Here is a 14,699-nt window from a genome sequence, read left to right as displayed (position 1 = left end):
AGGTGAAGAATAATGGGGAAAAATATTATAGAAAAAGTGTGGGATCAACACGTTGTTTATCAAGAGGACGGTAAACCAGATTTACTCTACATCGATCTTCATTTGATTCACGAAGTGACTTCACCTCAAGCTTTTGAGGGGCTTCGTCTAAATAATCGAAAAGTTCGTCGTCCAGACCTTTGCTTTGCTACAATGGATCACAATGTACCTACACAAAACTTACCAGTAATCAATGATCCAATTGCTAAAACACAAATTAATACTTTAGCTAAAAACTGTGAAGAATTTGGTGTTCCATTAGCCGATATGGGGCATCCAGATCAAGGGATTGTCCATGTAATTGGACCACAACTTGGTTTAACTCAACCTGGTAAAACAATTGTATGTGGAGATTCTCATACGTCTACACATGGCGCATTCGGTGCGATTGCATTTGGTATAGGTACAAGTGAAGTAGAACATGTATTATCCACACAAACACTTTGGCAAAGTAAGCCTAAAACAATGCAAATTCATGTTCAAGGTGAACTAGGCTTTGGCGTTACTGCAAAAGATATTATCTTAGCAATTATTGCAAAATTCGGCATTGATGTAGGTACTGGTTATATCGTTGAATTCACAGGTGATGCAATTCATAAATTATCTATGGAAGAACGCATGACGATTTGTAATATGTCGATTGAAGCGGGAGCAAAAGCAGGTTTAATTAGTCCTGATGAAATTACAGCTGATTATATTAAAGATCGTCGTTACGCTCCTCAAGGTGAAAAATTTGAAAAGGCAAAGGAATACTGGTTATCACTTGCATCTGATGAAGACGCAACATATGATCAAACACTTGTTATTGACACATCTGAAATTGAACCCTTTGTAACTTGGGGTACAAATCCATCAATGGGTAGCGGTATATCCAAAGCTGTTCCGCATTCTTCTGATTTTTCAGAAGAATCAGATAAAAAAGCGTTACAAAAAGCCCTTGCTTATATGGATTTAAAAGAAGGTACACCTTTAACAGAAATTGAAATTCAACATGTCTTTATTGGCTCATGTACGAATTCTCGTTTACATGATTTACGTGCTGCAGCTTCCGTTATTAAAGGAAAACAGGTGCATTCAAATGTTCGTGCAATTGTTGTACCTGGCTCCCATTTAGTGAAAAAACAAGCGGAAGAAGAGGGGCTTGACCAGATCTTTAAAGATGCCGGATTTGAATGGCGCGAATCAGGTTGTAGTATGTGTCTTGCTATGAATGAAGACGTTGTACCAGCAGGTGAACGTTGTGCCTCAACATCTAATCGGAATTTTGAAGGACGTCAAGGTACAGGTTCAAGAACACATCTTGTTAGTCCTCCGATGGCTGCAGCTGCTGCAATCGCTGGTCACTTTGTTGATGTTCGCGAAATTATTAATGTACCTGTATGATGGAGGCGTAAATTATGAAACCTATTAATATTGTAAAAAGTGTCATCACACCTTTAAATCGTAAAAATGTAGACACAGACCAAATTATTTCGAAAGAATTTTTAAAACGAATTGAACGTACAGGTTTTGGACAATTTGTCTTCTATCATTGGCGTTTTAACCAAGATGGTAATCCAATAGAAGATTTTGTATTAAATCAATCACAATATAATGGCTCAAACATCTTAGTTGCTCATGAAAACTTTGGTTGTGGATCATCTCGTGAACATGCACCGTGGGCTATTTTAGATTATGGTTTCAATGTTGTTGTCGCACCAAGCTTTGCGGATATTTTCCATAATAACTGCTTCAAAAATGGTATTCTACCAATCAAATTGGAAGTATCAGAAATTGAAGAATTATTATTGAAAGGTGAACAATCTACTCTAGAAGCTGAAGTGAACCTACAAGACCAAACTTTAACTGCTGACGACAAAGTATATCACTTTGAAATCAATCCTTATTACAAGGAAATGTTGTTAAATGGTTGGGATGAGATTGCATTGACTTTCAAATACGAAGATTCTATTAAAGAATTTGAAGAAAAACGTATTCAATTCAATTAAACATGAAATTAGTAATATCATAAATAACTATCGAGTAAATCTAATGAATTAGACTTCTCGATAGTTTTTTTTATTTAAAGAATAAATTTCAGTATGCTAGCATTTCGTGATATCCAATTTTGTTTATCCCTTCGCTTTCGTCGGCGAGTCCTCGAAAATTTATATAAATTTCCTTCGTGCGATGTACATTCAGTGAGGTTCATTCTTATTCCTACAGGAAAAGCTTGAGTTGAAAGAACTTCAGGAACGTAGTAAGGGTACTGATAAAGTTGTTTAAATACAAATATAAATAGTATTAATCTGGTTTCTGCATGATGTGGAATTAGCTTCGCTTTCCGCGGGCGAACCGACGAGCCTCCTCGTTGCACTGCGGGGTCTCTCTGGCTCGCTTTCCCGCAGGAGTCTTCGCTAATTCCACATCAACAAAGATAGCTAAATTAGATTTTTATATATTCTTTCATCTATTTTTATTAATTAAGTGCCTTCAATGTAGTGCTACTAAGTCTAAGCTAGGCAAGCGTGCTAGACTTCAACGAGGGGATTGAAGCCAAGCGCGTGGAAAGTACCGTCTGTAGCAGAACTTCTAAATCCAAATCTGATATGGAAAAGTAAATGTGATTGCCTCGACACTCATTATGTAGATGACTAAAACAATTTCCATTTGTAAATAATGAAAACAACTACATGCTTAGTGAACATATTAATTGTTCTTCATTTTTATAAAATTGCATTTAGAAACAATTGAATATAAGGAGCTTGGTTTATGTGAAAGTTACATTATTTGTGACATGTGTTGTTGATATTTTTGAAACGGATGTAGGTAAAGCGACTGTTGAATTATTGGAAAGGCTTGGTTGTGAAATTGATTTTCCTAAGAAGCAAGTATGTTGTGGCCAACCCTTTCATGCGGCAGGTTATGTAGAAAGCTCAAAGCCCATGATTAAAGACATGATCGAAATATTTGAAGACGCCGAAGTTATTGTTACGCCATCTGGTTCCTGTGCATTGATGTTCAAAAAATACCCTGAAATTTTAGCTAATGAGCCACATTGGGCGAAACGGGCCTCAATCTTAGCACAAAAAACATTTGAACTGACTGATTTTATCGTTAATGTATTAAAACTTGAAAACGTTGGAGCAAAGCTAAATGGGATTGCAACTTATCATACATCTTGCCAGATGACTCGATTGTTAGGTGTAAAGGATTCACCTTTTAAATTATTATCAAATGTAGAGGGACTTCAGCTTAAACCACTTCCATATCGATATAATTGTTGTGGTTTTGGTGGAACTTTTTCTACTAAGATGGCAGAAATATCAGAGCAAATGGTGGATGAAAAGGTAAATTCAGTGATTGAAACGAATGCCGATATTTTAGTTGCTGCAGAAGGTGGTTGTATGATGAACATTGCTGGAAGAATGGAACGAAGAAAAGTTCCGATTAAAGTAATGCATATAGCAGAAGTATTAAATTCTCATTAGGAAGAAGTGTAAAAATGCCTATAAAGATTTCTAACGATCAATTTTTAGATAAAGTAAAAGCAAATTTGCAAGATCAATTTATGAGAAGTTCAATGACTGGGGCACAAGACGGGCTTCGATTGAGTAGGTTAAAAAACATTAAGGAACTTGGTAATTGGGAAGAATGGCGATCGCATGGAGAAGAAATACGAAAACATGTGATTGAAAATTTAGATTATTACTTGCATGAGTTGTCTGAAAATGTTGAAAAGCATGGTGGTTACGTTTTCTTTGCTGAAACTGCAGAAGACGCCAATCGATATATTCAAGATGTAGCAAAGAAAAAGAAAGCTAAAAAGGTAGTTAAATCAAAATCAATGGTAACCGAAGAAATTGGCTTAAATAAGCATTTGGAAGCAATTGGAGTTGAAGTGGTAGAGACAGATTTAGCTGAAGTCATTTTACAAATGGATAATAATGATCCACCTTCACATATCATTACGCCAGCACTTCATAAGAGCAAAGAGGAAATACGTAAAATTTTTGAAGAGAAACTGAACTATACGAAAACAAGTGATCCAACTGAAATTGCACGTCATGCACGCGATACGAAAAGAAATGACTTTTTTACAGCGGATATAGGGATTACTGGGTGTAACTTTGCTATTGCAGAATCAGGTTCCGTTAGTATTGTTACAAATGAAGGAAACGATCGTTTAACAACAACTATTCCGAGAACGCAAATAACCGTTATGGGTATGGAACGAATAGTTCCAACTTTTGCGGAACTTGAAGTACTTATTACTTTATTGATTAGAAGTGCTATTGGGCAAAATATTACAAGTTATGTATCGATACTTACAGGGCCAAGGCGTACTGAAGATGTAGATGGACCAGATGAATTCCATCTCGTGATTATTGATAATGGTCGTTCGAAAATAGTAGGAACAGAATTTCAATCTGTACTTCACTGCATACGATGTGCGGCATGTATAAATGTTTGTCCTGTATACCGTCATATTGGAGGTCATGCTTATAATTCAATTTATCCTGGACCGATAGGGGTGGTTTTATCACCGTTATTAGGTGGATATGAAGATTTTAAAGACCTTCCTTATGCATCTTCATTATGTGGCGCTTGTTCTCAGGCATGTCCAGTTAAGATTCCTTTACATGAATTAATCCATAAACATCGTCAGGTGTTAGTTGAGGAATTAGGTGAAGTACCTATTCAAGAGAAATTATTGTATAAGACATTTGGATTAGGAGGTTCATCAAATACATTATATACCACCAGCACGAAAATGATTTCATCTTTTATGAAAACATTTATTAAAGATAAAAAATTTATTTCAAAAGGTCCTGGGCCATTAAAAGAATGGACATCCAATCGTGAGTTTCTAATACCTAAAAGTGAAAGATTCCGTGACTGGTTCGACAATCGAGAAGGGGGATTTAAAGAGTGATTCAACAGCGTGAGCCTTTTTTAAATAATATTGCAAAAGCCCTTGGCAGAAATGTTAATACCTCAAGAAAGCCTGAATTAAAATGGAAACACAATCCTCAATCCTCTACACTAATTGACCTTTCACAGAATGAATTACTTCAATTATTTAAAAGTCAGTGTAATACAATCCATACTGATTATGTTGTATCGAAGGTTGCCGATTTAAAAAATGAATTAAAACATAGAGTCGAATTAAATGGTGGTGGTCCGGTTTCAGTTTGGAAGGATAAACGATTTGTTGAATTTGGACTCCAATCTTTGATACTAGATGAGTGGCCCTCTTCGAATGTAGTAGTAAACGAATGGAATCCTGATATTGGTGCCGCTAATATAGCACAAGCTGAACGATCGAATGTGGGAATCACTTTTAGTGATATGACACTTGCTGAAACTGGAACAGTCGTATTGTTTTCCAATTCGGGCAAAGGAAGATCCGTTAGCATATTACCGAAAACGTATATTGCTCTTATACCTCAAAGTACAATTGTGCCCAGAATGACACAAGCAGCGGAAGTAATATCTCAAAAAGTTAAAAACGGAGAGGCAATTCCTGCATGCATCAACTTTATTTCAGGACCTAGTAATTCAGCTGATATTGAGTTGGATCCAATTATTGGTGTACATGGCCCTATAAAAGCAACCTATATCATCATATCTGATAGATAATACCAATGATTCAGGTTAGTATTTGGTTGTTGAATGGGCAAAATTCGGAACGATTCTTCTTCAACTAATGGGTGCTTTTGTTCAACGAGGATTTCTATAATAATCAAAATTTTTTTATGAAAAGTTAATTTACTACATTAAAATAAGAGCATGTATTGAAAATTTTCTCCAATATATGCTCTTTAAATTTGTTGTCATTTCAAGGTTAATATAGTTAATTTATTTAAATTTTACTACTACTCTACATTTCATTATCTTAAATTCACATTTGGAGTGCATAGCACAATAGATATACCATAGCTATCTTTATTGATATGGAATTAGCGATGACTCCTATGAGTAAGCGAATAAGATAAAGACCCATGCTGCAAAAATTTTCTCCAACGAGTAACCGTATGAGCACTTTTTCTCTTTCGGCGGAGCGATGGCAAAGAAAATTTCTTCACTATCAAGGAGGCTCAACGCTCTCCAGTTAAAAACGCATCATGCAGAAAACGTCATATTTGAACGGAATTCAACAGATTCTAAACGCAAAAGTACAAATCCGAAGGCATTGATTTGCACTAATTTTACTCTTGACATACTTTTTGAAAATAAAAAGTATTAATTTTTTTAAAAAAAGTACTAAATTTCTAAAAATTCATTGCATTTCAGACAATTATGAATTATATTTCTAATATATTTATTTTGTAATTTCGACAACAAAATACTATTTTGCTCGAAAGTGTACTATTTTACTTGCTGACAAAGGGGTGTAATTTAGAACATTTAATTTTACAAAATAAAATGTTAGCGTTTTCAAAGGGGATGAATAGAATGACAGTACATCATGAGGAACAAAATGTTGTTATTAAACAACATGAACAAAGTAATGTTGAACAACAAGAACAACAGCATTTACAGCGGAAATTAAAATCCCGTCATTTAACGATGATTTCTATTGGGGGAGCAATTGGCACTGGACTGTTTCTAAGTAGTGGAACGGCAATTCATACGGCTGGTCCAGGTGGTGCATTACTAGCATATGCTATAGTTGGAGCAATGGTCTATTTTGTTATGACTAGTTTAGGAGAAATGGCAGCTTTTATGCCAACAAGTGGCTCTTTTAGTACTTATGCGTCAAAATTTGTGGACCCTGCATTCGGTTTTGCCATTGGATGGACTTATTGGTTTAACTGGGCAATGACGATTGCCGCAGAATTGACCGCATCTACGATGATTATGAAATTTTGGTTTCCAGATAGCCCTTCCTGGTTATGGAGTGGCGCATTCTTAACGATTATTTTCCTTCTAAACTATTTATCTGTAAAGGGGTATGGGGAAGGAGAATATTGGCTTTCATTAATAAAAGTAAGTGCTATTGTGATCTTTATCATTGTTGGTATACTTATGATTTTTGGGATTATGGGTGGAGAAGCAGTAGGATTTAAAAACTTCACAGTTGGTGATGCACCTTTCCCAACCGGTATGATGGGAGTATTCATTGTATTTATCGCAGCAGGATTTTCTTTCCAAGGAACTGAAATTGTTGGTGTTGCAGCTGGGGAAAGTGAAGATCCAGCCAAAAATGTACCAAAAGCTGTGAATAGTGTATTTTGGAGAATTCTACTATTTTATGTTTTAGCAATTTTTGTTATCGGACTTCTAATTCCGTATACAAATCCAAGTTTACAAAATGATAGTGTAATGGTTAGTCCGTTTACTCTCATTTTGAAAAAGGCAGGAATTGCATTTGCTGCCTCACTTATGAATGCAGTTATTTTAACAGCTGTTTTATCAGCAGGTAATTCTAGTGTTTATGCTTCTACTCGTATGCTATTCTCTATGGCTCGAGAAGGACAAGCTCCGAGAATATTTGCAAAATTGAATAAACGTGGTGTACCTTTTGCTAGTATGATTTTCACATGTGCTATTGGTGGGCTTGCATTTTTAGCTTCATTCTTCGGCGATGGTGCAGTATATCTTTGGTTGATGAACGCTATTGGTATTACAGGATTTATCTTTTGGTTAGGTATTTCTATTAGTCATTATCGTTTCCGCAAGGCATTTCTTGCTCAAGGACATTCTTTGGACGAATTACCATATCGTGCAAAGTGGTATCCAATCGGACCAATTTTTGCAATCGCATGCGGCATTATCGTAATATTAGCTCAAAATTTCCAAGCGTTTCTTGCTGACAATGTGGATTGGGGAAGTGTTGTAGCCGCATACTTGGGTATTCCACTATTCTTTATTTTACTGTTTGGTTATAAAATGTTTAGAAAAACGAAATTAGTTAAATTAGAAGAAATTGATTTTGACTTTGATAAAAAATAGTATTTAAAAATCTATGGATCAAAAAATAAAAGGAAGTGTGACCATAAGTTGTCGCACTTTCTTTTTGTATTTAATAATAGGTATAAATAGTGTAATTAAAATAGTTTGAAAATATAGAATTTTGAGTGTAGTATAAAAACTATCTAGTTAGTCATCTGATGACCTAACTTTCTTTTATTGAGGGGGATTTATGAATGAAGGTTTCATTATTTGTAACATGTATTGTGGATATGTTTCAAACAGATGTAGGTAAAGCTACAGTTGAACTATTAGAAAGATTGGGATGTGAAGTCATCTTTCCAAATGGACAAGTTTGTTGTGGCCAACCTGCTTATAACTCAGGCTATGTAAAAGACGCAAAAGAACCTATGAAAAAAATGATTGAAGCATTTGAGGATGCTGAAGTGATAGTAGCACCATCTGGTTCTTGTGCGTTTATGTTCAAAGAATACCCAAAAGTATTTAAAGAAGATCCAATTTATTTTGAAAAAGCGAAAAAGGTTGCTTCTAAGACATACGAATTAACGGATTTTATCGTCAATATCTTAAAGATAGAGGATGTAGGTGCGAAATTAGAGGGAAAAGCTACATATCATCCATCCTGCCATATGACTAGACTTTTAGGTGTATCTGAGTCACCCAAAAAACTATTAAGTCATGTGGAAGGACTACAATTGATTGATTTGCCAAAAAGCTATAATTGTTGTGGCTTTGGTGGAACGTTTTCTGTGAAAATGGGCAATATTTCCGAACAAATGGTAGATGAAAAAGTAGATAGTACGTTACAAACTGGGGCAGATTACTTAATAGGAGCAGACGGTGGCTGTTTGATGAACATAGGAGGCCGTATGCAAAGACGTGGTGAAAATGTCAAAGTAATGCATATTGCAGAAGTACTGAATCACCATTAGGGAAGGAAGGGAATTGAATGTCTATTCAATTTAATAATCATAAATTTAAAGATAACGTCGAAGATAATTTAAGTAATTCATTTATGAGAGGGTCAGTAGTTTCTGCTCAAGATCGTCTTCGTGCAGGTCGTTTAGCTGCTGCAGAAGAATTAGGTGATTGGGAAGAGTGGCGTTCACACGGAGAAGAAATTCGTCAACATGTATTAAATCATTTAGATTATTACTTAAATGAATTAGCTGAAAACGTTGAAAAAGCTGGCGGACATGTATTTTTTGCAAAAACAGCAAAAGATGCAACAGACTATATTCAAGAGGTCGTGAAGAAAAAGAAAGCAAAGAAAATCGTTAAATCAAAATCAATGGTAACCGAAGAAATCAGTTTAAATGAAGCATTGGAAGAAACAGGATGTACAGTTGTAGAAACTGATTTAGGCGAGTACATTTTGCAAATTGATAATCACGATAAACCTTCACATATTGTCGCACCGGCATTACATAAAAATGCCCATCAAGTGAAAGATGTATTTGTTGATAAATTAGGATATAATCCAGAAAATTCTGCTGATGCTGGTGATTTAGCAAGACATGTTCGTACTACATTGCGAAATGAATTCCTAACAGCGGATATTGGGATTACGGGATGTAATTTTGCCATAACGGAATCGGGTTCCATCAGTCTTGTGACGAATGAAGGAAATGCGGGGCTAGTTACAACAATTCCAAAAACTCAAATTACAGTCATGGGGATGGAAAGACTAGTACCAACATTTGAAGAACTAGAAGTTTTAGTGAATATGCTAACAAGAAGTGCAGTTGGCCAAAAATTGCCAAGCTATGTCAATGTTATTACAGGACCGCGTAAACCTGGAGAAACAGATGGGCCTGAGGATTTTCATTTAGTTATTGTCGATAATGGACGTTCAAGTATTTTAGGTACAGATTTCCAATCGATCCTACAATGTATTCGTTGCGGTGCTTGTGTCAATGTATGCCCAGTATACCGGCATATAGGTGGACATTCTTATAATTCTATCTATTCAGGACCTATTGGCGCTGTTTTAACGCCACTACTAGCTGGTTATGATGAATTCAAAGAGTTGCCATACGCATCATCTTTATGTGGAGCATGTTCAGAAGCATGTCCAGTAAAGATTCCATTACATGAATTGCTATTAGCACATCGCGAACGAATCGTTGAAAAGGAAGGAAAGGCACCCGTTTCCGAAGCCATGCTTATGAAAGCATTTAGTCTAGGTGGATCATCAAGCTCAATATACGCAACTGGAGCTAAAATTGCTTCACGCTTTGTAGCGCCGCTTTCGAAAAACGGAAAAATTTCAAAAGGACCTGGACCATTAAAAGCCTGGACTAAAGTTCGTGATTTCCCAGCTCCTAAAAAAGAACGCTTTAGAGATTGGTTCAAGGAACACGAAAAGGGAAGTGACAACAAATGATTCAACACCGTGAAGAATTTTTAGAAACAATCGGGATGTCTTTAGGTCGTGCTGTAAATACAACAGATAAGCCACAACGTAATTGGAAATACGCACCACAGAAAAAAGGCTATCAAGGATTATCACAAGACGATTTGTTAGAAATTCTTGAAAAACAGTGTCAAAGCATTCATACAGATGTAGTGAAAACGACTGTAGAAGAATTACCACAAGCATTAGAACAAGTAGTAGAAAATTATGGTGGTGGACCAATTTCAATGTGGCAAGATCCACGCTTTAATCAATACAAGCTAAAATCATTATATGAAGAAATATGGCCAAGAAAAGGGTATGAAATCTCACAATGGAAAGAAGAATTAGGAGAAAAAAATATTGAAAATGCGGAAAAAGCCAATATTGGGCTAACTTTTTCTGAGTATGCGCTAGCAGAATCAGGAACTGTAGTGCTATTTTCTGATAAGGAACAGGGTAAATCTGTTGGCCTTTTACCTAAAAGTTTTATCGCTATTGTCAAAAAAAGCACGATTGTACCTCGAATGACACAAGTAGCAGAAAAATTAAACAAACGTGTAGAATCAGGTGAAACATTACCATCAGCAATTGATTTCGTATCTGGTCCAAGTAACTCGGCTGATATTGAGATGAAATTAGTTGTTGGAGTACATGGCCCAATTCATGCAACATATATTATCTTGATAGATGAATAATTTAACTAAAAAAAGCCCAGCCTAAGCTGGGTATTTATATTGATAATAATTTCAATTCTCTGTACCATTAAGAGAAATTGGCGTTTCTTCTATTATAAAATAAAGGAGGATGTTATGAATTCGATTCTTTTCTATGATGGTGACTGTGGATTTTGCCAAAAGTCGGTGCAATTTGTACTAAAACATGAAAAGAAACCGATTTTTAAATTTGCACCACTACAAGGAGAAGTCGCAGCAAAGTTATTACCAGCAAATATAACTCAAAACCTAGATTCGGTTGTTGTTTATCAGGATGGAAAAATGTTAACAGAATCGAATGCGATTCTATTTATAACAAAAAATTTAAACTTTCCTTTTTTGTTCTTTTTTATTTTTAAAATAATTCCATCACCCATCCGTGATTATTTTTACCGAATAATATCCAAAAATCGTTATAAATTTACGAATTCAGGTAAAATGTGTAAAATTTCTGATGAAAATGTGAAAAAACGTTTTCTAAATTAGAGGTCATAATTTTTTCTTATCACAAAGTATAAAATTAATGTTATTTACTTATGTATCCTTTTCGATTATTATTGGTTTTGGAGAAAAGATGCTCAATTAAAAAGCCTTTTCATTAGTTTATTTAGAGGGGGAACCGAACAATGGCAAACAACAACTTGCATAATAGTCGTTCTTCATTCGAAGTTAACGGTAAAACTTATAACTTTTATCGTTTAGCTGCGATCGAAGAAGCTGGCATCGCACAAGTTTCACGCCTTCCTTATTCAATCAAAGTATTATTAGAATCAGTATTACGTCAATATGACGGCTACGTAATCAAAGAAGATCACGTAGACAACTTAGCTAAATGGGGTAAAGATGCAGACGCAAACGCTGAAGTACCTTTCAAACCATCTCGCGTAGTACTACAAGATTTCACTGGTGTACCAGTAGTAGTTGACTTAACATCTCTACGTACAGCTATGAAAGAAATGGGCGGCGACGCTAACGAAATCAACCCTGCAATTCCAGTTGATTTAGTAATTGACCACTCAGTACAAGTTGATAAATACGGTAACTCATCTGCACTACAAGCAAATATGGATCTTGAATTCGAACGTAACGCAGAACGTTATAACTTCTTAAAATGGGCACAAACTGCTTACGATAACTTCCGTGCTGTTCCACCAGCAACTGGTATCGTACACCAAGTTAACCTAGAATACCTAGCTCCAGTAGTTCACGTAAACGAAAATGCTGACGGTACATTCGAAACATTCCCAGACTCAGTAGTTGGTACTGACTCTCACACAACTATGATCAACGGTATCGGTGTTCTTGGTTGGGGTGTTGGTGGTATCGAAGCTGAAGCTGGTATGTTAGGTCAACCTTCATACTTCCCAATTCCAGAAGTTATCGGTGTTAAACTTACTGGTAAACTTCCAAGTGGTACAACAGCTACTGACTTAGCTCTTAAAGTTACTCAAGAGTTACGTAAAAAAGGTGTTGTAGGTAAATTCGTTGAGTTCTTCGGACCTGGCGTACCTGCACTTCCATTGGCTGACCGTGCAACAATCTCTAACATGGCTCCTGAATATGGCGCAACTTGTGGTTACTTTGCAATTGATGAAGAATCACTTAACTACATGCGTTTAACTGGTCGTGAAGAAGAACATATCAATGTTGTAGAATCATACTTGAAATCAAACAACATGTTCTTTGACCCAGAATTAGAACCAACTTACACTGATGTATTAGAAATCGACTTAAACGATATCGAACCAAACCTTTCTGGTCCTAAACGTCCACAAGATTTGATTCCACTTTCTAACATGAAAAATCGCTACCACGAAGTAGTAGTTGCTCCATCTGGCGTTCAAGGCTTCGGTTTAACTGAAGATGAATTCACAAAAACAGCAACAGCTAAATTTGCTGAAGGCGATGTAGAAATTCCAGCAGGTGCTGTTGGTATCGCTGCAATCACTTCATGTACAAATACATCAAACCCTTACGTTTTAATCGCTGCAGGTCTTGTTGCGAAAAAAGCGATTGAAAAAGGCTTAACAGTTCCTAAATGGGTTAAAACTTCATTGGCTCCAGGATCTAAAGTTGTTACTGGATACTTACAAGACTCTGGTTTACAACAATACCTTGATACACTTGGCTTCAACACTGTAGGTTACGGCTGTACTACATGTATCGGTAACTCAGGTCCATTACTACCTGAAATCGAAGAAGCAATCAAATCAAACGATTTATTCGTAACATCAGTTCTTTCTGGTAACCGTAACTTCGAAGGTCGTGTACACCCATTAGTAAAAGCTAACTACTTAGCTTCACCACCATTGGTTGTTGCTTATGCATTAGCTGGTACTGTAGATGTTGACCTACGTAAAGATTCATTCGGTAAAGATAAAGACGGCAAAGATGTATTCTTCGATGATATCTGGCCAACAACTGAAGAAGTTAACGCAGTACTTTCAAAAGTTGTTACTCGTGAATTATTCCAAAAAGAATATGAAACAGTATTCAACGCTAACGAAAAATGGAATGAAATTGAAACTTCAACTGATTCATTATATGAATTTAATGATAAATCAACTTACATTCAAAACCCACCATTCTTCCAAAACTTATCTGCTAAACCAGAAGATATTCAAGGACTTTCTGGCTTACGCGTGTTAGCTAAGTTTGGTGACTCAATTACAACTGACCACATCTCTCCTGCAGGTGCAATCGGTAAAGATACTCCTGCTGGTAAATACTTACGTGAAAACGGTGTAGAACCACGTAACTTCAACTCTTACGGTTCTCGTCGTGGTAACCACGAAGTTATGATGCGTGGTACATTCGCTAACATCCGTATCCGTAACCAAATCGCTCCAGGTACAGAAGGTGGATTCACTACTTACTGGCCAACAGGCGATGTTGAATACATCTATGATGCAGCAATGAAATATGCTGAAAACAACACTGGTTTAGCTGTACTTGCTGGTAAAGATTACGGTATGGGTTCTTCACGTGACTGGGCAGCTAAAGGTACTAACCTTCTAGGTGTTAAAACAGTTATCGCTGAATCATACGAACGTATCCACCGTTCTAACCTAGTAATGATGGGTGTTCTTCCACTACAATTTGTAGATGGTGCTAACGCTGAATCTCTAGGTCTTACTGGTGAAGAAACATTTGCAGTAAATATTGCTGAAGGTGTTAAACCTCGCGATATCTTAACTGTAACTGCAACTGCTAAAGATGGTTCTACAAAAGAATTCAAAGCACTTGCTCGTTTCGACTCAGAAGTAGAAGTAGATTACTACCGTAACGGCGGTATCCTACAAATGGTATTACGTAACAAATTAGCAAAATAAGTTCGTTGTAAAATGAACATTTTCATACATGTGCACGAGTAAATTGTGCACATGTATTTTTTTATGGTTTTTTATTACCTGACTTGAGCGAAAGATGTCGACTCCCACGGATAGTGTCCATTAGTAAAGATTCGGATGAATATCAACAGTATTGTTAACAAAGCATTGTAAAAAGAAACAAAAGTACTAATTTTTATGATATATTTATACTAGATGATCCCGTTTAAACGGGCAGTAAGATCTCGTCGGGAAGCGAAGAAGATAGGTGGGGAGAACTGCCCGTAAAAGCCCGATTGGTTC

The 14,699-nt window shown here is 36.2% G+C and carries 11 protein-coding genes; all 11 read left to right on the top strand.

Annotated elements, in window-relative coordinates:
• Positions 1-12 precede the first annotated feature (12 nt).
• The 11 genes from leuC to acnA all read left to right on the top strand — a co-directional run bounded on the left by leuC (position 13) and on the right by acnA (position 14,399).
• Entirely contained in the window at positions 13-1,422 is a 1,410-nt protein-coding gene (gene leuC / locus Q8X41_RS02675; protein WP_397538721.1) for a 3-isopropylmalate dehydratase large subunit, read from the top strand.
• A 14-nt stretch (positions 1,423-1,436) separates the two neighbouring features.
• A complete protein-coding gene (leuD, locus tag Q8X41_RS02670) occupies positions 1,437-2,027 on the top strand; it encodes a 3-isopropylmalate dehydratase small subunit (protein ID WP_397538720.1) in 591 nt (196 codons plus the stop codon).
• A 765-nt stretch (positions 2,028-2,792) separates the two neighbouring features.
• The gene (locus tag Q8X41_RS02665) at positions 2,793-3,509 is read left to right on the top strand and encodes a (Fe-S)-binding protein (RefSeq protein WP_397538719.1); all 717 of its coding nucleotides are present in this window, start codon (positions 2,793-2,795) and stop codon (positions 3,507-3,509) included.
• 14 nt (positions 3,510-3,523) lie between these two features.
• Positions 3,524-4,954, top strand: coding sequence for a LutB/LldF family L-lactate oxidation iron-sulfur protein (locus tag Q8X41_RS02660; RefSeq protein WP_397538718.1), 1,431 nt, complete (start codon positions 3,524-3,526; stop codon positions 4,952-4,954).
• Complete coding sequence (locus Q8X41_RS02655) at positions 4,951-5,661, top strand: lactate utilization protein C (RefSeq protein ID WP_397538717.1); 711 nt, start codon at positions 4,951-4,953, stop codon at positions 5,659-5,661. Before Q8X41_RS02660 ends, Q8X41_RS02655 begins: the two co-directional genes overlap by 4 nt.
• Before the next feature lie 816 nt (positions 5,662-6,477).
• Positions 6,478-7,977 (top strand): amino acid permease, encoded by a 1,500-nt coding sequence (locus Q8X41_RS02650; protein ID WP_397538716.1) that lies wholly within the window; start codon positions 6,478-6,480, stop codon positions 7,975-7,977.
• Positions 7,978-8,171: 194 nt separating this feature from the next.
• Complete coding sequence (locus Q8X41_RS02645) at positions 8,172-8,888, top strand: (Fe-S)-binding protein (RefSeq protein WP_397538715.1); 717 nt, start codon at positions 8,172-8,174, stop codon at positions 8,886-8,888.
• Positions 8,889-8,905: 17 nt separating this feature from the next.
• The gene (locus Q8X41_RS02640) at positions 8,906-10,342 is read left to right on the top strand and encodes a LutB/LldF family L-lactate oxidation iron-sulfur protein (protein WP_397538714.1); all 1,437 of its coding nucleotides are present in this window, start codon (positions 8,906-8,908) and stop codon (positions 10,340-10,342) included.
• Positions 10,339-11,049 carry a lactate utilization protein C gene (locus tag Q8X41_RS02635; protein WP_397538713.1) on the top strand — a complete coding sequence of 237 codons (711 nt, stop codon included), beginning with the start codon at positions 10,339-10,341 and terminating at the stop codon, positions 11,047-11,049. Before Q8X41_RS02640 ends, Q8X41_RS02635 begins: the two co-directional genes overlap by 4 nt.
• Before the next feature lie 114 nt (positions 11,050-11,163).
• Positions 11,164-11,553 (top strand): thiol-disulfide oxidoreductase DCC family protein, encoded by a 390-nt coding sequence (locus Q8X41_RS02630; RefSeq protein ID WP_397538712.1) that lies wholly within the window; start codon positions 11,164-11,166, stop codon positions 11,551-11,553.
• A 140-nt stretch (positions 11,554-11,693) separates the two neighbouring features.
• On the top strand, positions 11,694-14,399 hold the full coding sequence (acnA, locus tag Q8X41_RS02625) for an aconitate hydratase AcnA (RefSeq protein WP_397538711.1): 2,706 nt from the start codon (positions 11,694-11,696) through the stop codon (positions 14,397-14,399).
• Positions 14,400-14,699: the final 300 nt, after the last annotated feature.

The sequence above is a fragment of the Rummeliibacillus pycnus genome (genome assembly GCF_044359855.1).
Lineage (GTDB): Bacteria > Bacillota > Bacilli > Bacillales_A > Planococcaceae > Rummeliibacillus > Rummeliibacillus pycnus_A.
Note: the sequence above shows the minus strand (reverse complement) of the source record. Positions and strands in the feature narration are given on the sequence as shown.